A 20,299-nucleotide genomic window follows, 5' to 3' on the forward strand; every position below is an offset into this window, starting at 1 on the left:
GATCTGAAGGAGGATGGCCTCGTACCCAGACAGGCGAGACCGGCCGACGCCGGGAGGCATTGCTTGGAGTTCAGCGATTGCCCTCGACGCCGTCATCCACGGCATCGAAGCATCGCCAGTCCAACGCTCTCGAACGGCCGCATATAGAGCCGCACGCACTTCGCTCGAAATCAGCTGCGGTTCCTCGAAATAGATTGCGCGTTGCCCCAGTCGCCGCAACCTGGCGTCCGAGAACTTCTGCACGACAGAAGGTCGCTCTTGCCACGGCGCTGCATGGAATTGCTGCATGATCAGCTTCTCGGCTTCGGGGATGAATCAGTCGTACAGTTGCTGCTCGACATGGGCAGAGGCCTCGAAGATAGGCTCTGCGGCAAATGCCGCTGCGTTCAATCGAGTGGTCAATTCTTCATCTGTCCGAATGCTGCGCGCCAAAATGGCGAACAGGATCGGTGCGAAGATCAGACCAGGCGCTGCTCAGAATTGATTAAGGAATCTCTATTTCCGGCGCCCAGAATGAAGCGTTTGCCGTCGGCGCCAGACTGCATGGCTAATGCCCCCCAACGGCGTCCTGCGCCGCGGTGGCAGCCCGCACGGTTTCGATGATGGTTCTAGGCGCCGGCAGGTGCCAGATGACCTGATAGGCCTCGATGACATCTGATGGTGTAACCTCCCGGCCGGCCAGCGCTACCCACGGGGGTACAGGCAGTCCGAGCAGTGCGGCCAGCGTCACCCGCGCTGCGGCGCTGCCTTGGTCATAGGGCAATTGGGCGCCAACGCCCTTGATCATGCCGTGGCGGGCCATGTCGAGAGCTACCTCGTTACCCAGGTCCACCGTGGTGATGGGAATGTCGATATTCTTCTGCGCAAGAGCTTGCACCGCCTTCATCGCAGGTACGTCCCAGACCGCGAAAATGCCTGAAAGGCCGGGCGTCTTATCCACCATTGCCACTGCCGCCGGACCGGCACCGTCCAGTTCCGCAAACCGCTCGCGCACAAGGGTGACATCGGGCCGGTGAGTGCCCATCCATTTGCGGAAAGCGATCTCGCGTTCATGGGTGGCGAAGAAATCGATGCCATAGCCAAGAATGCCGGCGGCGCCGTTGGCCGGGATGTGCGTCGACAGCATCGCGGCGCAGCTCTGCCCAAGGCCGAAATTGTCAGTGGAGACGACGCTGGCGTAATCAGTGCCCGGGAGCATTCCAGTTGGCGCATTGTCGAGCAGCACCAGCTTGCGACCGCTCTGGGTCAGAGCGCGATGCGCCTCCGCAACGCGCGCATTTCCGATGGGTATGGATATGACCGCATCCACCTTCTCGCGTGCCAGTCTTGCCAGCGAAGCCACCTGCAACTCGAAGTCGAAATTGCAGTCGACCACTTCTACCAGTGCGGCGGAGTAGAGGCCCAAGGTCGCAGCGATGCCGGCCAGTTCCTGCTTGGACCAGTCGCTGGTTGTGGTGTGCAGAACCACTGCTATCGAAAACCGTCGGGCTCGCGCTTGGGCGGCGTCGGCCTGGGTCAACTGGATCTGAGCAGCGGGAACGGCGCGCTCCCCATGGGGCCCGAGGCCTGCAATCGACATGGCGGTATCCCCTGGCGTCTTGCTGTTCATGGCGCAACGCGTCCTGCAGGTTGCGCTGCCTTGGTTGCCAGTGCGACCGTAGCGCGCTCCAAGCTTTTCTGGAATTCGGGATGGTGCAGTGGTGACCCCTGTCCGACCCAGCCCTGCAGCGTCGTGGGCGCAAAAAGCTCTTCCACTACGACCTGAGCGGCACCGACAAGGCCGGAGGACGCGCCCATTTGCGAGCGCATGATCTGGAGATCGCGCGACACCATGGGATGGGACTGACGATAAACCGCCTCGCGAATGCCGGCGAGCAGGCTGTCGCCTCCTGATTCGGCGACGACCCCACCGATCACGATCAGCGACGGATTGACCAGGTTGGTGAGCGGCGCGAGCGCTTCACCCACCAGGCGACCGCACTTTCCCAGCAGCTCGACGCAGAACAGGTCGCCCAGTTGCGCCGCGTGCCCGATATCGACGACGGACAGTTCGCCCTGCCGCTCCAGCGTCTGTGCCAGATAGGGACTGCGCCCATCCTCAGCGGCCGCCTTGCCTTCACGGGCGATGGCTTCTGCACCGACCACCGCCTCGAGCAGCTCGTCGCCAACCCTGCTGTGTCCGATCATGCCGGCTGCGCCCTGGGCGCCACGATGCAACTGGCCTTCGGAAATCAGGCCAGCGCTGATCGAGCGGCCCAATTTGACATAGATGATGTCGCTCAGCCCGCGACCACCGCCTGCCTTGGCTTCGCCCATGGTCATGGTCTGGACGCCGCTGCGCGCAAAGATCGGCACGCCGAACCGCATCGAAAGACGATCGAGGAAGGGAAACCCCTGCCATGATTGTACGGTCTGCAGGACCGGTACGGTCTCGAAATCTGCCGCTGGCTTTTCGATCGGACCTGGCAGGGCGAGGCCGATGCCCCATGGGGCGGGTTTCTCAGTTTCCCGGAGCTGCCAGTCGAAGATGGTTGCCAGCCGGTCCAGAATGGCCTCGGGTCCGGCATCGAGCTGGGCCGCTTCGTGATGTTCCACCAATAGCTGACCATTGAGATCGGCAATACCGAGCGCGATGGAGCTCTGGTCGATTGCCGAAACCAGCAGCGAGCCTGCATCCTGGCGGAACCGCATCTGCCGGGGTGCGCGGCCGCCGGTGGCTTGGCCCAGTTCGCCCTCTTTGAGCAGGCCCAGTTCGATCATCGTTGCCAACCGGTCGGCGACGACCGCTCTGCCCAGTTCGGACCTGCGTTCAAGTTCCTGCCGCGTCGTGGCCGCTCCGGTTCGCACCAGATTGAGCAGCAAGGCAAGGCTTGCCTGTGCCGCGTCGACGCTGCGGGGGCGGCCGACCGACCGCAGCGTTGTTTTCTCCTCCGCCACGAATCCACCCCTTCATCCAGCTTTCCACACAACCTAACTCGGTCAGTTTTTCGCTTCAAGCCACCTCTTTTGCTTATTTTACGACAAAAGAGAACGTGCTTATGCTGATTTGATGTTGACTTCGCGTTTTTGAGATGCGTAACCTCAGGGCAATAGCGGAACGGCGAATACGCCAACCCAATTCCCGGCAAACGCCGGATGTGTTCTGAGGAGGACTTCATGGCCGTCAAACTGGCCTATCACGCCAATTGCTGGGGGCCGCTCGGCGGCAATGCCGTGGGGGTGACCTCGGTCACCCAGCTGACCTACCGGACCTTTGCCGACATGAATCGTGCCTTCGCCGATATCGCGCGGGCCGGCTATGAGGGCGTGGAGATCTTCGACGGCAATCTGCTCGACGAAACGCCCGCCGATCTGCGCCGCAAGCTCGCCGATGCCGGCCTCGAACTGGTCTCCACCTATTCAGGCGGCAATTTCATTTTCCCCGATATCCTGGGCGAAGAACTGGCCCGGATCGAGCGCGTCGCCGCTGCGGCGGCGGAAGCCGGCGCTAGCCACTATGTCCTCGGTGGCGGCGCGAAGCGAGCCGGCGGCATCCGGGATGACGACTATAAGCGTCTGGGCGAAGCCCTCGACCAAGCGGGAGAGATCGTCCGCCGCGCCGGACTGCGGGCTCATTACCATCCGCACCTGTCGACCATCGTCGAGGGCCCGGCAGAAGTGACCAGGGTCTTCGGCCTCACCGACCTCGATTTCTGTCCCGACACGGCCCACCTAGCTGCGGCCGGGGGCGATCCGGCGGCGCAGGTTCGCGAATTTTCGGGGCGCATTGGGCTGGTTCACCTCAAGGGTCTGCAGCGCGAGCCTTTCGGCTTTACTCCGCTCGACGCAGGCGACCTGGATAACGGCGCAGTCATCCAAGCGCTCAAGGACATCAACTATTCGGGCTGGGTCATGGCCGAGCTCGATAGCTGGCCCGATCCCTTTGAGGGAGCGGCGCGCAGCCACGCATTCCTGAAACGGCACTTCGCCTGATCAGGCCAACACCAAAGTCACCACAGGGAGGAAAACCATGGGACATTTGAAGACGTCGACGCTGCTAAGTGCTGCCTTGCTGGCTAGCACGATCACTGGAGCAGTTTTCGCGCAAAGCCCGGACGAGGCGCTGGCGGCCCTCGCCAACCAGACACTGAGCACCGGCCCGGGCGGCGAAAGCCCGGTTTCGGCCTCGGAGATCGTTCTCACAGATGACGAGCTGGCCGAGATCAAGGCCATGGGCGCCACTGCGGCCATTGTCATGCACTATGGTGGCGACGACTGGAGCCAGGCCCAGATCAATGGCCTGCAGACCCAGTTCGAGGCCATGGGCATCGAGGTGATTGCTACCACTGATGCCGGCTTCAATTCGGCCAAGCAGGTTTCCGACATTGAAACCATCATGGCACAGAACCCCGATATCATCGTGTCGATCCCGACCGATCCGACGGCCACGGCCAGTGCCTACCGCCAGGCCGCCGAGGCCGGCGTCAAGCTTGTCTTTATGGACAATGTCCCGGCCGGGTTCACCGCCGGTACCGACTATGTCAGCGTCGTATCTGCCGACAACTATGGCAATGGCGTTGCCTCGGCCCATCTGATGGCAAAAGCGCTCAACGGCGAGGGTCAGATCGGCATTGTCTACCACGCCGCTGATTTCTTCGTGACACGCCAGCGCTTCGATGCGTTCAAGGCCACCATCGAACAGAATTATCCCGATATCGAGATCGTCGCCGAACAGGGCATCGGCGGACCCGATTTCACCGGTGACGCCGACCGCGCCGCCTCGGCCATGATGGTAGGCAATGCCGATATCGACGGCATCTGGGCGGTCTGGGACGTGCCAGCCGAGGGCGTGATTGCTGCGGCCCGCGCCAATGGCCGCGACGACTTGGTCATCACCACCATCGATCTTGGCGAAAACGTCGCCATTGACATGGCCCGCGGCGGTTTCATCAAGGGTTTGGGCGCGCAGCGGCCGTTCGACCAGGGCGTGACCGAAGCCAAGCTCGCCGGCTTTGGCCTGCTCGGCAAAGACGCGCCGCCCTATGTGGCCCTGCCGGCCCTGCCGGTCGAAAAGGACAACCTGCTCGATGCCTGGCAGACGGTCTATTCCACCGAAGCACCCGCCACGATCCGTGACTCCATGAACTAGGCGCTCCTCCCGGCGCCTATTGCGGGGGCGGCCCCTCCCTCCAACCGCCCCCGCACAACATTTCCAAAAGCGAGACAGCAAAATGCGAAAGCTCAATGTCGCCATGATCGGTGGCGGTTTCATGGGTAAGGCTCACGCCATGGCCTATTCCGCCATGCCGATGTTCTTCTGGCCGGCACCGGCCATCCCGGTGCGCAAGGTGGTCGTCGATGTCAATCAGGAGATGGCCGAGACGGCACGTGACCGCTTTGGTTTCGAAGAGGCCTCCACCGACTGGCGCGCCGTGATCGCGCGGTCCGACATCGACATCATCGACATCTGTACGCCGAACAATTCCCATGCCGAGATTGCCATCGCGGCGGCCAAGGCTGGCAAGCACATCATCTGCGAAAAGCCGCTTGCGCGGACAGGCGAAGAGTCCAAGACGATGCTCGAGGCTGTCCAGGCGTCCGGCTCCATCCACATGGTGGCCTTCAACTACCGCCGCACCCCGGCCGTGGCCCTTGCCAAGAAGCTGATCGAGGAAGGCCGCATCGGCGATATTCTCAACTTTCGCGGCACCTATCTGCAGGACTGGTCCGCTGATCCGGACAGCCCGCTGTCCTGGCGTTTCCAGAAATCGGTTGCAGGCTCCGGCACCGTGGGGGATATCGGGACACACGTCGTGGACTTTGCCCGCTACCTCGTCGGCGAAATCGCCTCGGTCAACGCGCTGGTCAAGAACCACATCCCCACCCGCCCCAAGCAGGCGGAAGGCGTCGACAAGCTCGGTGTCGGCGGCGGCGACAAGAATGCTGAACGCGGCCCGGTCGACGTCGATGACGAAATGCTGACCATGCTCAAGTTCGCCAACGGCGCCATCGGCTCGATAGAAGCCACCCGCAATGCCTATGGCCGCAATAATTTCCTCACTTTCGAAATCCACGGCACCAAGGGATCACTGGCTTTCAACTACGAGCGTCGCGACGAGCTCCAGGTCATGTTCGCCGATGACGTCGGCGATGCACGCGGCTTCCGCACGGTCTATACGGGTCCCGCCCATCCCTACGGATCGGGGCTTTGGCCCATCCCGGCACTCGGCATTGGCTATGGCGAGACCAAGATCGTGGAATGCTACGATCTGTGCACCGCCATCGTCACCGGCCAGCAGCCATCGCCCAATTTCGAGGACGGCTATCGCATTGCCCTCATCGCCGACGCCATCCTGGCCTCGGGCGAGAGCGGCCAGTGGGTGGACATTCCGTGACCGAGATGGCGATCAAGTCGATCGCGGTGGAGATGAATGCCATCTCCAAGCGTTTCGGCGGCGTCCATGCGCTGCGCGAGGTCAGCCTCAGTGTCTGCAATGGCGAGATCCATGCCCTATTGGGCGAGAACGGAGCCGGTAAGTCCACCATTCTTAAGATCCTGCGGGGCGTCCAGGCCCCCGATGGGGGCACGATTACTATTGGAGGGGAGGCGTTCGATCGCCTCTCCCCCCAACTGGCCCGGCAAAAGGGCGTCGGCATGATCTTCCAGGAAATGAGCCTGGTGCCGACACTGAGCGTGGCGCAGAACGTGTTTCTCGCCAGCGAGCCTATGACGTCGACCGGGCTGATCGATGATCGCGCAATGGAGCAGCGCAGTGCCGCCATCTTTGCCTCGATGGGGGTGAGCGTTGACCCCACTGCCATGGTGGCGGACCTCTCCACTGGCCAGCAACAACTCACCGAAATTGCCAAGGCCCTGTCGCAGAATGCCGAGGTGCTGGTGCTCGATGAGCCGACTTCGGCCCTGACCTCGGGCGAGGTGGATATTCTGTTTGATCTGCTGCGGCGCCTCCGAAGCGAGGGCAAGGCCATCATCTATGTCAGCCACCGCATGGATGAAATTTTCCGCATCGCCGACCATGCCACGGTGCTGCGCGACGGACGGCTGATCGATAGCCGTCCCATCGCCGACTATACCCTGGCGACGCTGATTGCCGACATCATGGGCAAGGAAACCCGTGACCTGTCCGAATTCGCGACCGAGTCTACGGTGCAGGACGACATTATCCTCAAGGTCGAGCACCTCTCAAGCAAGCTGCGCCGGGATGGTGATGTCAGCTTTTTGCTCCGGCGCGGCGAGGTGCTTGGGATTGCGGGCCTGCTGGGAGCAGGGCGCAGCCGATTGGCCCGCATGCTCTTTGGGCTCGAACCGATTGCCAGCGGCACCATTACGCTGCGTGGAGAAACAATCTCCATCGGCTCGGCGCGGCAGGCCACCGAACTCGGCCTGGCGCTGGTACCCGAAGACCGGCGGCGGCAGGGACTGGTCCTGGCCCATTCCATCCAGGACAACATCGAGCTGCCCATCCTTAAGCGCCTCGGTTCGACCCCTTTCGTCGATCGGATGAAATCGCGCAGCACGACGGACGAATTGATCAAGCGCCTCGCCATCAAGACGGCCTCGCGCGAAGCGCCTGCCAATTCCCTGTCTGGCGGCAACCAGCAGAAGATCGTCATCGGCAAATGGCTGGCGACCGATCCCGACATTCTCATCATGGACGAGCCCACGGCTGGCATCGACATCGGCTCCAAGGGGGAGGTGCTGCGGCTGGTCCGCGCGCTCGCCGCCGAAGGCAAGTCCATCATCTTCATCTCGTCCGAACTTGCCGAGCTTGCGGCGGTCAGCGACCGCATCGCGGTCATGTCGGGCGGACGCCTCGTCGAAACGATCGACAAGGCTGACCTTTTGACCACGACCGGCGACGCAGCCGAACTGCGCGCCGAACAGAAGCTGCAACTAATCGTGCAGCGGGGAGGAAACCATGTCTGACACTCTGGCAGTGGCGGGCCGCGAAACACCATTGGGCTATTTCAAGCGCACCTGGCGGCAGAACATCATCTATATCGGTTTCGTCGTCGTGTTCGCGTTCTTTGCCATCACCCTTTACGACAAGGGGTTCCTGGCGCCGAACAACATTCTCAACATCGCCCGGCAGACGGCCATGATCGCCGTCATGGCGGTGGCAATGACGCTGGTCCTGTCGTCCGGGGAAATCGACCTGTCCGTCGGCGCGGTGGCGGGACTTGCTTCGGTCACGACGGCCATGGCTGTGGCCTGGGGCGGGCTACCGGCGGGCATTGCCGCGGGCATCATGACCGGCGTCACTGTCGGGCTGATCAACGGGTTCCTCTCGACGCGGTTGATGATCCCGACCTTCCTCACCACGCTGGCCATGATGGGCATCGCCAAGGGCACTGCCATGTGGATTTCCGGCACCGCCGCCATTCCCGTGCTCGACCGCACCTATCCGGCCATTTTCGGCGGCGGCAATATCGGGCCGATCCCGACCCTGCTGCTCTGGATGCTGGTCGTGGGTGTCATCGGCCACGTTGTCCTGCGTCGCACCAAGTTCGGTCGGCAGATCCTGGCTGTGGGCGGCAATGTCGTGGCGGCGCGCTATAGCGGCATCAATACCAGCCGCATCAAGCTCTGGGTCATTGTCATTTCCGCAGTCACCGCCTCCCTCGCGGGTATGCTCTATGCCGGGCGGCTGCAGACGGGGCGGTTCCAGCTCGGCGAAGGCGACGAATTGTCGGTGATCGCGGCCGTGGTGCTGGGCGGCACCAGCCTGTTCGGCGGCAAGGGCACCGTGTTGGGTTCGGTCATCGGCGCCTTGATGATCGGCGTCATCAACAATGGCCTCATCCTGATGGGCCTCGAATATTCCCAGCAACTCATCGCTCGCGGCGGGATCATCATCCTGGCCGTGGCTCTGAGCCAGGCGGGCACACGCCAAGCCTGACCACCAAGCGATCGGACCCGGATTCCCTGGCAGGCATGCCGGCATTCGATCGCCCTAACCGTGAAAGCGTGCCGACAAGAGCACGCATCACAGATCAAAAAAACCGAGGAGATAACTATGCGTGACGACACGTCCGTACTGCCCCGTGGGAGGGGCCAACGCGCCGCAACGGGCGCGGGGAGTGGCTGGAGGAAGGCGGGGCGGAAACTTGCACTCGCCTTGGCTCTGGTTGCGGGCATCGGTTCCGGTGGAGGCACCGCCTTCGCCCAGGAATGGATCGACACTTGGGCCGCTGCACCCCAGCCTGTATGGGGTCCTGACTTTCTGGCCCCGTTGGGCTATCCCCGCAACCTTTGGGACCAGACGGTTCGGCAGATCGCACGGGTTTCCCTCGGCGGCACGCAGGTCCGCATTACCCTCTCCAATGAATATGGCGATCAGCCGATGGTGGTTGGCGAAGCGCGCGTTGCCCTCCATGACGAAGGCGCGGCCATCAATGCCGGCAGCGACCGCAAGCTGACCTTCAGCGGAATGAATGCCATCACCATTCCCGCCGGCGCTGCGGTGGTGAGCGATGCCGTCAACCTCGACGTGCCCGATCTCGGATCGGTTGCAGTGAGCCTATATTTTCCCAATGTCACGCCCACATCGACCGTCCACAGCGACGGCCGCCAGACCGCTTACATCGTCGCCGGAAACAAGACAGCTGATGTTGAAATCGAAACCGACAATACCACATTGTCACGGCTTTTCCTGAGCGCCATTGCTGTCGACGCTCCGGAAAACGCGCGTGCCATAGTTACCTTCGGCGACTCCATTACCGATGGTGACGGGTCCACTGCGGACGCCAATACCCGCTGGCCCGACATCCTGGCGGAACGCCTTCACGAAGCGGGCGGTGTACCGACCGCCGTTCTTAACGAAGGTATCTCCGGTCAGCGGGTCCTGGCCGACCGCATGGGCGCCAATGCCCTCGCCCGCTTCGAGGAGGCCGTGCTGAGCCATCCCAAGGTGGAAACGGTGATCTTCATGATGGGGATCAACGATATCGGCTGGCCCGATTCAGTGCTCGATCCCAAGGCGGCCGCCCCTGAAGCCCAGGACATCATCGCCGGTTACAAGCAGATTATCGCCCGGGCCCATGACCACGGCATTCGCATTCTCGGCGCTACCCTTACCCCATTCGATAATGCATTCGCCGGCGGCCCGCTAGAGGGCTTCTACAGTGTCGACAAGGAAGCCGTGCGCCTTGAGGTAAACGAGTGGATCCGCACGGGTGGCGGCTTCGATGCCGTAATCGACTTCGACAAGGTGGTGCAGGATCCCGACAACCCGGGCAAGGTCCTGCCGGCTTTCGACAAGGGCGACAACCTGCATCCCAACGACGCCGGATATAGAGCCATGGCAGAAGCCGTCGATCTCGACTTGCTCGACCGCGACTAGCGCTGCGACGGCCGCATCGAGGCGGGGGATACACATCCCCTTGACGACCGGGCGATCGGATCCGGATTCCCTGGCAGGCATGCCGGTGTCCGATCGCCTCAGCCGTGAATGCGCGACCGAGAAGAGCGCGCATCACACACCAAAAACCGAGGAGATACCTATGCAAGACAATCCATCCCGATGGCAACGGCGCTTGCGGCACTGTGCCGTGATTTCCACGAGCAGCATTGCGCTGCTGCTCGCCGGTCCCGTATCGGCCGAAACCGCCATTCCCGCCGTCGAGGGCCCCATTCAAGTGACCGAGGCGTCAGCCATTTTCACGACTGGTGGCACTGACCTCCAGGCCCATGGCTATGCGATCGAGGAATATCTGGTTTCGGGTCAGGCCAATGTTTACGACTGGGGCGCGGACGGCACGGCAACCGAGCCACAGATCGCGACCGCCGACGCGCCTTACACCACGCGCATTGTCGTCCGGCGTCCCGCGGACACGGCGGATTTCAGCGGCACGGTCTGGGTTGAGCTCAACAATCCCTCGCGCGGATGGGACGTCGAGGTGCAGTGGCCCGTCGTTCAGGACAAGGTCATGCGTGATGGTGACATCTGGGTGTCGATGACGGCAAAGCCCAACGTCATCGCCTCGCTGCAACGCATTGATCCCGAGCGCTACGGTCGGCTGTCCATGGCCAATCCCTTGCCGGCGTCCGAACAGGCGTGCGGGCTCCTGCCGGGAGAGGAAGGCTATGATGAGAACCTGTCCCGCCTCTACGAGAATGGTCTGGTCTGGGACATGATCAGCCAGGTCGGGACGCTGGTGCGCGACACTTCCGAGGACGCGCCCCTGGCCGGCTATGATGTCCAGCACGTCTTTGCGACAGGGGAGTCCCAGACCGGCTTTTTCCTCAATACCTACGCCAACAATTTCGCCAATGCTGCCGTATTGGCTGACGGTTCGCCGGTCTTTGAGGGCTTTTTGTCGGCGTCCGGCGCGGGCCGCACAGTTCCGATCAGCCAATGCGTGACCGCCATGCCGGCCGACGATCCGCGCGGCCAGTTGCCGGCTGAGCATGTGCCGTTCATCCGTGCCGATGCCCAGGGCGATATCTTCCTGCTCGGCTCCTACGATTGGCGGCGCGAGGACAATGATGACCCGAAGGCTGGGTATCGCCTCTATGAAATCGCGGGCGCGCCCCACGGTCCGGCTTTCATCACCAACTACCAGCCTGATCCCGAAGCGATCAAGCGGGCCGGCGACCTGCCAACCCAGGTGGCCTATGAATATGGTGGCGCCGAAACCACGGCCAACCATTTTCCGCGCCAGTACTTCGAGCCTGCCATGTACGCCAACCTCGAAAAATGGGTGATCGACGGCGTCGTTCCGCCCAAGTCCGCACCCATCGCCACGACTGAGGGCGAGAGCACTTCGCTGTTCGGTACGGTTTATCCGCTCGCTTTCGAAAAGGACCAACATGGCAATGTGCTCGGCGGCGTCCGCAGTCCATATCTCGACGTGCCCACCGCGACCTATGTCGAGACGGCGACCGCCGTTGAAGGACTGCCCTATGCCTGGTCCTTCGGGCATCAGATCGACTTCGGCACCGCCAAGCTGCACGACCTCTACGGCGTTGTCGGAGCGCACCAGAACTACGTGGCCAAGGTGCGTGCCTCGGTCGACGAGCTTCTTGCGGAGGGCTGGCTGCTCCCCGAAGATGCGCAGCGCATCGTGACCGAGGCCGAACTGCGGCCGGTGCCCTGACAGGCTCGCCGTGGCGGTATGGCCGCCACGGCCCCACAATGCGGCAAAGGCGCGAACAGGTGTAATGCGTGGCCAGATTTCCTCGAGTGCAGAAACCTGACCGGGCAGGGGGGCTTCCGGAAGGCCCCTATGAGGCACAGGATTCGTCGGCTGTACGGTTGGCCTCCAATGTTGCCATGATGCAGACCATCGAGTTTGTGGATGCCCTGCGCAGCACCACCAGCGGTCACCTGGGTATCGACTCGCGTGATCTGGGCATCGTGCTCCACCTGATGCGCAATCACGTCAGCGGGCGGCTGACCACCATGTCCTCCCTGGCTGCAGCCTCGGGGCTGAGTTACGGTACCGCCTTTCGAGTGATCGGGGGGCTCGTAGACGATGGTTTGCTTGTTAGGCGAACCCGTACCGCAACTGGCCGTTCCTTTTCATTGCATCCCACCTCGGAGCTTCTGCGCCGCTGGCAATTGTTTGCCGGTCATACGCGCCGCCTGATCGATCAAGTCAGCGGCGATGGCGCAGGGGTGTTGCGAAAGCCTGTGGCAGACATCGCTTCCGTCATTCCGCCACCCACGGTGCTGGAAACCAAACTGGCGCTGCCGCGTGGATTGCGGCTGCTGGTTCATGCGGATCCCACATTCATGGCCATGAACACGCTCAAGCGCCAGTTTGAGATGATCCTTGGCGTCCCAATCCAGTCCAAAGCCCTGTCTATAGATCGCCTGCGTGCCGAAATTGTCCAGAACGGACAACGCCAAGCCTCGGCATACGACATCATAGCCTGCGACCTGCCTTGGTTCGGCGATATGGTCCGGCGGGGTCGCCTGCGCTCACTCGACGATCTCATCGTCCAGTCCGAAATGGATACCGCCGATTTCCTGCCAGATGCCATGGCCAGCGCCCGCCGTCGTGGCCACCAATATGGCATTCCCCTGCTGAGCACAGCTGAGCTTCTCGTCTACCGGAGAGACCTGCTGGAGGAGGCGGGCCTCGCGCCGCCAAGGACTACCGCTGACACGCTTGCCGTGGCAAGCGCCTTGCATGCGCCTGAACGCGGCCGGTTCGGTATTGCCTGGAATGGCGGGAGAGGCACAGCATTGGGGCATACCTTCATGGTGACCATGGCGGCCCATGGCCAGCCGATCGTCAACCTTAGCCGGACGGCCGACGGCTTTCTGCCCGAGGACATGTCCGACGCCGACCTGCGTCCAATGTTCGACAGCGAAGCGGCTCACGCTGCGGCGGACTATCTGCAATCCCTTCTGGCGGTTTCGCCACCAGGCATACTATCCATGACCTGGTATGATCGCGCGCGCGCCTATACCAGCGGCCATGCGGCCCTTGCCTATGCCCATACCCTGCTTGTGAACCTGTTCGAGCGCGATCCCAATTCTCCGGCCTATGGCAGGACCGGCTATCTGCCCCAGCCAACGGGGCTGACCGGCCGACCGATTTCCCCCCTGGGCGGTTATGCCCTTGCGATCCCAAGCAATCTCGCGCCCGAGCGCATAGCGCCGGCATGGGATGCCCTTAGGGCACTGACATCGGCTGGCGCAGCCAAGCTTTTCATGACAAATGGCAGCCTTGCCAGCCCGCGCTTCAGCGTCAATCGCGATCCGGAATTGAGGGCCATTTCACCGATAATCGATATCGTTGACACCATTGCGCGCCAGGGTGTCCTGCGCGCGTGGCCCCGGCCACCCGTGCCCGGGATCTCCGCCCTAATCACGATAGCCGGAGAGGAAATTCACGACATGCTCAGTGGGCAGAAGAGCCGCGCCGATGCTCTAGCCAGGGCGCAAAGCCGTGCTGAAGCGGTCATGCGCGATCGGGACAAGCAGTAGGACCAAAATGCCATTGAATTCTATCCAATTTGGACATCTTCGCGGGTGGTTCGCCTCAGTGTAGTCCCGTAAGCGTTGATCATGACTAAAAAGCGCCTCTGGCGCAAAGAACGCCGGCCTCTCGTGGGAACTCGTTTTCTGCGTCGAGATCGCCTTGCCTGACGGAGGAAAGAGTTTTGAAACTGGCATTCAACACCTGGGTCTATTCGAGCTTTCCGGTCTGGGTGCCGGCTTATCCCCTCGAAGAGGTCATCAAGCGCCTTGCGCACATCGGCTATGACGGTATCGAAATCGGCGCCGCCAGCCCCCATGCCTACCCCGAATATCTCACCAGGGAGCGCCGTCGCGAAATCCGCCAGATCCTCGATGACAACGGCCTGGCCGTCTCGAGCATGTTGCCCGCCCCGGGCGGCGGCCCCGGTTTCAATGTCGCTTCGGCCAACCCATTGGAGCGGGCCGGCGCGATCGATCAGTACAAGCAGGTCGCAGAGCTCTGCGCCGAATGGGGCGGCAAGACGCTGCTCTATGTCGCCGGCTGGCAGGTCTACGGCACCAGCCGCGAGCAGGCTTGGGGCTGGAGCCGCGATGCGTTGCGCGAAATCGCCGAGTTTGCCCGTCCGCTGGGCATTACAATTGCGGTCGAGCCCACGGCATCCGATAGCAATCTCGTCGACGATTGCGATGACCTTATCGCGATGCTGGCGCAGGTAAACCTGCCAAACGTCAAGGCGATGTTCGACACTTTCCATACGCTCTACCGCAACGAAGTGCCCACCGACTACGTCCACCGCCTGGGTCGCGACCTGACCCATATCCATCTCGCCGACGTAAACCGGGAGCCACCCGGCAGCGGCGTGGTGGATTACCGGAGCTTGCTCGATGCCCTCAAGACCGAGGGTTTTGAAGGCTATCTCACCATGGAGATAGGCTTCAATCGACGCAATGTGGAGCCGGACGACCTGGCCCGGCGCGCTCACGACTACATCCGTTCGTTGCTGGCCTGAGAGCCAGACACCCAGATCACTATTGTTCATAGAAGGAGGAAACTATGACACTTTCGACCCGACGGTCGCTGCCCGTGCTGCTTGCGGCCGGCATCACTGCAAGCGTCTCGATCCAGACCGCAACGGCCCAGACCGTGGTGACGCAATGGGATCAGTTTGCCATGGCCGGCATTACGGCCGCCGGCCCGGCGATGGACGAACTGATCGGCACCTGCGAGCCCGATCTTGGTGGCGCCACAGTGCTGCGGACCATTGCGCCCTCGATCGGCATCCGCGACAGCTATCGCCTTGCCGTCTCGGCCAACAAGACTCCCGACCTTGCCTACACTTGGCCCGCCGCATCGGTGCTGGCCGGCTACGCGCGGGTCGGCGCCCTGGCGCCGCTCGACGACTATTACGAGCAGTACGGGTGGGAGGGCATCAACGACTTCTATCGCGGTCGCAATAGCTTCGAGGATGCCATCTATGGCGTGCCGATGGAGCAGGACCTGATGGGGGTCTATTACAACCCGGCACTGTTCGAGGAAAACGGCATCGCCATTCCCACCACCTATGCCGAATTCCAGGCTGCGGCCGATGCGTTCAAGGAAAAGGGCATTACGCCCATCGCCTTCGGCAATCGCGACCGCTGGCCGGCCACGAATACGCTGAGCCTGCTGCTCGGCCTGTCGGCCGGCAAGGCAGTGGAAGAAGAAGTCCTCTTCGGCGACACGCCCTGGGCCAACGAGCAGTTCAAGCTGGCGGCAGAAACCTTCCAGTCTTGGGCCGAAAGTGACTATTTCCCCAACGGCTTCAATGGCATAGGCTATGATGAAGCCAACGCGCTGTTCCTTTCCGGCCGCGCCGCCATGACCATCACTGGTACCTGGGTGCTCCAGGACATGGCCCGGGGCGCCTCGTTCGATCTCGGCGTCTTCATGCTGCCGCCTGTGGCCGAAGGCGTCGCGCCCGGCACGATGTGGGGCGAAGGTTCGCAGTGGCAGGTCTCTGCCAATGCCAGTCAGGAAGTCAAGGACGCTGCGGCGGCCTATATCAACTGCCTGATTTCACCCGCCAGCCGCGAAGTCTGGGTCGAAAAGGGCTTCCTGGTCCCCATTGGCACCACGCCCGAAGAACTCGAGCAGTGGGACGCACTGCCCATCGTGAAGTCGTTCTACTCGCAAGGTCTGGCGACACCGGACGCCAATTTCTACGACCTGCACACCACCCTGCCGGAAAGCGTCACCCAGGTCCTCTATGCCGAGTTGCAGCGCCTTATCGGCGGCGACACCACAGCCGATGAGTTCCTCGATTCGATGGATTCGGCCTGGCAGACGGCCATCGACAACGGCGAGCGCTGGGTCCCCTGACCGTTCTTGCTCTCCCAGGTGGGCTCCCACGGGAGCTCGCCTCTCCTGTCCATGATGCGAGTGCGCCATGCTGACCACCCGATCCGCCTATCTGTTTCTGGCGCCTTCACTGGCCCTCTATGTGCTGTTCGTGGGCCTGCCCATCCTTCAGGTCTTCGGCTTCAGCTTCTTTGACTGGGACAACGGCATTGCCGGCGACTTCATCGGCCTTGCCAATTACGGGCGGCTGCTCGCTGATGGTGTGTTCTGGACCGCGCTCTGGCACAATGCCATCTGGGTAGTATTGACCTTGGCCTTTCCGCTCCTTGCCGGGCTGGTCATCGCCGCCATTTTGGCCGAGCGCAACGCCAGTGTGGTGCGCTGGTTGGGCGCCATCTATTTCATCCCTCGGACGATCCCGCTGGTGGTCGCTGGCATCATCTGGGGCTGGATCTACAATCCCATTTTCGGCCTGCTAAATTTCGGGCTGGAGGCCGTGGGTCTCGGCGGGCTGGCTGGCGCCTGGCTGGCGCAGGACAATACCGCGCTGCTCTCTCTCAACGTCGTCGGTGCGTGGACCTTCTTCGGCTTCTGCGTGATCATCTACCTGGCCGCCATCCAGTCGATCGATCCTTCGCTTTACGAGGCCGCGTCGATCGATGGGGCCAGCTGGTGGCGCAAGTTCCGCGACCTCACCGTGCCCCTGCTGCGCGGCTCTACCCTATTTCTCGGGCTCTACGCCGCCATCGAGGCCATGCGCTTCTTCGACTTGGTCTGGGTCACGACCCAGGGCGGGCCGGGATATGCCACGGAAGTGCTCACAACCCACATCTACAAGACCTTCTTCCTCGTCGGTGACTTCGGCTATGCCGCCACTCTCTCGGTCGTGCTGCTCATCATCGTTCTTTCCATCAGTGCCGGCGCCTTTGCCCTCTTGAGGAAGCCATGACCAAGAGTACCCGCCTCGTTCAGAACCTGATCCTCCTGGTTTTTGCGCTCTATGCGCTGGTCCCGGTCTATCTGGTCTTTCTGGCCGCCATTCGCAGCGAAGCCGATCTGTTTTCTGGGCCGCTGACACTGAGCTGGCCGATCAACTTCGCCAATTTCGGCCGCATCTGGAGCGAAGCGGGCTTTGCCACCTACTTCATGAACAGCGTCATCACTGCGGTCAGTGTCACCGTACTGGTGGTCTTGACGGCGCCACTGGCCGGCTTTGCCTTTGCCAAGATGAACTTTCGGGGCCGCGAAGTGCTCTTCGGCCTGTTTCTCGCCGGCCTCGTGGTTCCGGCGCCTTCGGTAATCGTGGCGCTCTACGGCAACCTACAGGCGATCGGCCTCATCGACAATCGCATCGGGGTGATCCTGCCCCAGGCGGCACTGCTGATGCCCTTCTCGGTCTTTATGATGCGCACGGTCATGCAGGACGTGCCCGACGAACTCATCGAAGCGGCGGTAATGGATGGCGCCGGCCTGTTCAAGATTTTCCTCACCATCGTCGTGCCGGTGGTCAAGCCTGGCCTCATGTCCCTGGGGCTGATCACCTTCCTCTTCGCGTGGCAGGAATACCTGCTGCCGCTGGTGGTGTTCCAAACCGAAAGTCTCAAGCCGCTGACCGTGGGCGCAGCCAGCCTCCAAGGCCGCTACGGGGTCGACTATGGCGGCATTGCCGCCGCGGGCCTCATCGCGTTTGCGCCGCTCGTCGTGCTGTTCCTCGCCATGCAGCGATCCTTTGTGCGCGGCCTCACCGCCGGCGCCGTCAAGTAACAGGAGAAATTCCATGTCCCAGATGCAAGCTGTCTTCCTGCCCGGAAACAAGCAGGTGGAAATCCGCTCTATTCCCGTGCCCGAAGTGGGACCGGACGATGTGCTGCTCGAAATGCATGCCTCGTGCATCTGCCGCAGCGACCTCAGCCTCTACTACGGCAATGCCGTCGTCGGGGGAGGGGACGCGACAGGGGGCTTCGTCTGCGGCCATGAGCCAGCGGGCACCGTTGTCGCCACGGGCAAAGGGGTGACCGAATTTGCCGTCGGTGATCGCGTCGCCGTCTACCTCGCCATCGGCTGCGGCGTCTGCGCTCATTGCCGGCGCGGCGACATGCACCTCTGCCCCAAATGGAAATGCCTCGGCTTCACCTATGATGGCGGCAATGCCGAGTTCATCAGGGTGCCGGCCCGCAATCTGCTGAAAGTGCCGGGCGACATGTCCGCTGTGGCTGCTGCCATCTCCACCGACGCGTTCGGCACTCTGTTCTCCGCCTGCCGCAAGGTCGGCGTCAACGGGCTCTCCCGCATCGGCATCTGGGGTCTCGGCCCCATGGGATCGGCCGGCGTGCTCGCGGCCAAGGCGCTGGGAGGGCAGGTCGTTGCCCTCGACCCCATTGCCGAGAGGCGGGAATTTGCCAGTAAGCTTGGCGCCGACCTGGTGCTCGACCCCACCGATCCCCAGGCGGCGCAGGCCATCCGGGAGTTCTCCGGCGGCGAGGGGCTCACGGGCGCCATCGATTGCTCGGGCAATACCGCCGCGCACAATATGGCACTCGATGCGCTGGCACCCCTGGGACGGATGGCCTTTGTAGGCGAAAATGCCCAGACCACCATCCGCCCCAGCGACCAGCTCATTCGCAAGCAGCTGACCGTGTTCGGCTCGTGGTATTTCGGCATCAACGAATACCAGGACATCCTCGCCACCCTATCGACGCACAGGATCGACCTGGAACGGCTGGCGACCCACACCTTCCGGCTCGATGAAGCCGAAACCGCCTTCCGCCTCTTCGATCAACGCGAAACCGAAAAGGCCGTGTTCGTCCGCTAGGCCGACCGGAGCCGCATTCATGGCCAAACTCACGATCAGCAATCTCGATAAGCGCTTCGGCGCCTTCGACATCCTCAGGAGTGTAAATCTGGAAATTCCGTCCGGCGAATTCGTTGTCTTCGTCGGGCCATCCGGCTGTGGCAAGTCGACCCTGCTCCGGTGCATTTCGGGTTTGGAGACGGTCAGCGGTGGCACGCTGAACATTGATGGCAAGGACGTCACCAATGTGCCGCCGTCCCAGCGCGGCATTGCCATGGTGTTTCAGTCCTATGCGCTCTATCCGCATATGAGCGTGTTCGACAATATGGCCTATGCGCTCAAGATTCAGAAACTGAGCAAAGCGGACATTGATTCCAAGGTGCGTGACGCGTCGCGCAAGCTGCAGCTTGAGCCATTGCTGGACCGCTTGCCGCGACAGCTTTCGGGTGGCCAGCGCCAGCGTGTTGCGATCGGTCGCGCCATTGTGCGGGATCCCAAGGTTTTCCTGTTTGACGAACCGTTGAGCAATCTGGATGCGGCCTTGCGGGTACAGACCCGCCTTGAAATTGCGACCTTAAAGCAATCGCTCCCTCACACCACGATGATCTATGTCACTCATGATCAAGTCGAAGCCATGACTCTGGCTGACCGTATAGTGGTGCTCAACGCTGGCCGGGTCGAGCAGGTTGGAAAGCCGCTGGACCTCTACGAACGGCCCGCGTCATTGTTCGTCGCAGGTTTCATCGGCTCGCCCAAGATGAACTTACTCGTCGGTGAACATGCGGCAAGATTTCATGCCTCGACCATCGGTGTGCGTCCAGAACATCTGACGGTCAGGTCCGGTGGGGAAGGCTGGGCGGGCAGGGTGTTGCGTACCGAACATCTGGGCTCGGAATCGTATATTTACGTCGATATCGGTCTGGAAGAGCCGATGATCGCCCGTCTGCCTGGTACATCAGTGTTCAAGCATGGCGACGCCGTCGTGCTTCAGGCGAGCGAGCAGGCCATCCTGAGGTTTGATGCGAAGGGCGGCAGGATCGATCGGATGCACTGACGTCCGGCAGCAAGGCGCCCCCTTCCGGTCATTTAAAGAGCAGGGACGATGTCCCGCTAGCCGCCGGTCCGGTTTGGCTCATGACTTTCGCTTGGAGGTCGAACTGCACGACAGCAAGTTAATAGGTCCGCCAGATGCCCGGTGTGCCCAGTTCGATCAGATGGCCATCTGGGTCTCGGAAA

Annotated in this window: 16 protein-coding genes; 14 read left to right on the forward strand and 2 right to left on the reverse strand. The window is 62.2% G+C overall.

The features are described 5' to 3' along the window. Window positions 1-547: 547 nt before the first annotated feature. Window positions 548-1,609 carry a substrate-binding domain-containing protein gene (locus tag GGR20_RS16275; protein ID WP_246349684.1) on the reverse strand — a complete coding sequence of 354 codons (1,062 nt, stop codon included), beginning with the start codon at window positions 1,607-1,609 and terminating at the stop codon, window positions 548-550. Continuing rightward, entirely contained in the window at window positions 1,606-2,937 is a 1,332-nt protein-coding gene (locus GGR20_RS16280; protein WP_253560326.1) for an ROK family protein, read from the reverse strand. The genes GGR20_RS16275 and GGR20_RS16280 overlap by 4 nt, the downstream gene beginning before the upstream one ends. A 219-nt stretch (window positions 2,938-3,156) precedes the next feature. Between GGR20_RS16280 and GGR20_RS16285 the strand changes: the two genes are divergently transcribed. The 14 genes from GGR20_RS16285 (at window position 3,157) to GGR20_RS16350 (ending at window position 20,117) form a co-directional block, all read left to right on the forward strand. After that, on the forward strand, window positions 3,157-3,972 hold the full coding sequence (locus GGR20_RS16285; protein WP_183312425.1) for a sugar phosphate isomerase/epimerase family protein: 816 nt from the start codon (window positions 3,157-3,159) through the stop codon (window positions 3,970-3,972). Between the two features lie 37 nt (window positions 3,973-4,009). Next, complete coding sequence (locus GGR20_RS16290; protein WP_183312426.1) at window positions 4,010-5,128, forward strand: substrate-binding domain-containing protein; 1,119 nt, start codon at window positions 4,010-4,012, stop codon at window positions 5,126-5,128. Window positions 5,129-5,210: 82 nt separating this feature from the next. Further along, window positions 5,211-6,374, forward strand: coding sequence for a levoglucosan dehydrogenase (locus GGR20_RS16295; protein ID WP_183312427.1), 1,164 nt, complete (start codon window positions 5,211-5,213; stop codon window positions 6,372-6,374). After that, a complete protein-coding gene (locus tag GGR20_RS16300; protein WP_338084737.1) occupies window positions 6,356-7,927 on the forward strand; it encodes a sugar ABC transporter ATP-binding protein in 1,572 nt (523 codons plus the stop codon). Before GGR20_RS16295 ends, GGR20_RS16300 begins: the two co-directional genes overlap by 19 nt. Then, the gene (locus GGR20_RS16305) at window positions 7,920-8,900 is read left to right on the forward strand and encodes an ABC transporter permease (protein ID WP_183312428.1); all 981 of its coding nucleotides are present in this window, start codon (window positions 7,920-7,922) and stop codon (window positions 8,898-8,900) included. The genes GGR20_RS16300 and GGR20_RS16305 overlap by 8 nt, the downstream gene beginning before the upstream one ends. A 117-nt stretch (window positions 8,901-9,017) precedes the next feature. Next, window positions 9,018-10,343 (forward strand): SGNH/GDSL hydrolase family protein, encoded by a 1,326-nt coding sequence (locus GGR20_RS16310; RefSeq protein ID WP_183312429.1) that lies wholly within the window; start codon window positions 9,018-9,020, stop codon window positions 10,341-10,343. Window positions 10,344-10,551: 208 nt separating this feature from the next. Further along, complete coding sequence (locus GGR20_RS16315; RefSeq protein WP_183312430.1) at window positions 10,552-12,099, forward strand: alpha/beta hydrolase domain-containing protein; 1,548 nt, start codon at window positions 10,552-10,554, stop codon at window positions 12,097-12,099. Window positions 12,100-12,167: 68 nt separating this feature from the next. Further along, complete coding sequence (locus GGR20_RS16320; RefSeq protein WP_253560323.1) at window positions 12,168-13,940, forward strand: extracellular solute-binding protein; 1,773 nt, start codon at window positions 12,168-12,170, stop codon at window positions 13,938-13,940. 176 nt (window positions 13,941-14,116) lie between these two features. Next, window positions 14,117-14,944: a sugar phosphate isomerase/epimerase family protein gene (locus GGR20_RS16325; protein ID WP_183312431.1), complete on the forward strand. Its 828-nt coding sequence runs from the start codon at window positions 14,117-14,119 to the stop codon at window positions 14,942-14,944. A gap of 44 nt (window positions 14,945-14,988) precedes the next feature. After that, window positions 14,989-16,293, forward strand: a complete 1,305-nt coding sequence (locus GGR20_RS16330; protein ID WP_183312432.1) for an ABC transporter substrate-binding protein — start codon at window positions 14,989-14,991, stop codon at window positions 16,291-16,293. 67 nt (window positions 16,294-16,360) lie between these two features. Beyond that, entirely contained in the window at window positions 16,361-17,221 is an 861-nt protein-coding gene (locus GGR20_RS16335; protein WP_104892027.1) for a carbohydrate ABC transporter permease, read from the forward strand. Beyond that, complete coding sequence (locus tag GGR20_RS16340; RefSeq protein ID WP_183312433.1) at window positions 17,218-18,036, forward strand: carbohydrate ABC transporter permease; 819 nt, start codon at window positions 17,218-17,220, stop codon at window positions 18,034-18,036. Before GGR20_RS16335 ends, GGR20_RS16340 begins: the two co-directional genes overlap by 4 nt. Window positions 18,037-18,049: 13 nt before the next feature. Next, window positions 18,050-19,084, forward strand: coding sequence for a zinc-binding dehydrogenase (locus GGR20_RS16345; RefSeq protein ID WP_210283226.1), 1,035 nt, complete (start codon window positions 18,050-18,052; stop codon window positions 19,082-19,084). Window positions 19,085-19,103: 19 nt separating this feature from the next. Then, entirely contained in the window at window positions 19,104-20,117 is a 1,014-nt protein-coding gene (locus tag GGR20_RS16350) for an ABC transporter ATP-binding protein (protein ID WP_183312434.1), read from the forward strand. Window positions 20,118-20,299 lie beyond the last annotated feature (182 nt).

This window comes from Devosia subaequoris (assembly GCF_014197055.1).
Taxonomy (GTDB): Bacteria; Pseudomonadota; Alphaproteobacteria; order Rhizobiales; family Devosiaceae; genus Devosia; species Devosia subaequoris.

What these genes read in the sequence shown, in the direction of transcription:
- GGR20_RS16285 (WP_183312425.1), top strand. Translation starts at nt 3,157, where the DNA reads ATGGCCGTCAAACTGGCCTATCACGCCAATTGCTGGGGGCCGCTCGGC.
- GGR20_RS16330 (WP_183312432.1), top strand. Translation starts at nt 14,989, where the DNA reads ATGACACTTTCGACCCGACGGTCGCTGCCCGTGCTGCTTGCGGCCGGC.
- GGR20_RS16305 (WP_183312428.1), top strand. Translation starts at nt 7,920, where the DNA reads ATGTCTGACACTCTGGCAGTGGCGGGCCGCGAAACACCATTGGGCTAT.
- GGR20_RS16340 (WP_183312433.1), top strand. Translation starts at nt 17,218, where the DNA reads ATGACCAAGAGTACCCGCCTCGTTCAGAACCTGATCCTCCTGGTTTTT.
- GGR20_RS16290 (WP_183312426.1), top strand. Translation starts at nt 4,010, where the DNA reads ATGGGACATTTGAAGACGTCGACGCTGCTAAGTGCTGCCTTGCTGGCT.
- GGR20_RS16275 (WP_246349684.1), bottom strand. Translation starts at nt 1,609, where the DNA reads ATGAACAGCAAGACGCCAGGGGATACCGCCATGTCGATTGCAGGCCTC.
- GGR20_RS16295 (WP_183312427.1), top strand. Translation starts at nt 5,211, where the DNA reads ATGCGAAAGCTCAATGTCGCCATGATCGGTGGCGGTTTCATGGGTAAG.
- GGR20_RS16345 (WP_210283226.1), top strand. Translation starts at nt 18,050, where the DNA reads ATGTCCCAGATGCAAGCTGTCTTCCTGCCCGGAAACAAGCAGGTGGAA.
- GGR20_RS16350 (WP_183312434.1), top strand. Translation starts at nt 19,104, where the DNA reads ATGGCCAAACTCACGATCAGCAATCTCGATAAGCGCTTCGGCGCCTTC.
- GGR20_RS16310 (WP_183312429.1), top strand. Translation starts at nt 9,018, where the DNA reads ATGCGTGACGACACGTCCGTACTGCCCCGTGGGAGGGGCCAACGCGCC.
- GGR20_RS16335 (WP_104892027.1), top strand. Translation starts at nt 16,361, where the DNA reads ATGCTGACCACCCGATCCGCCTATCTGTTTCTGGCGCCTTCACTGGCC.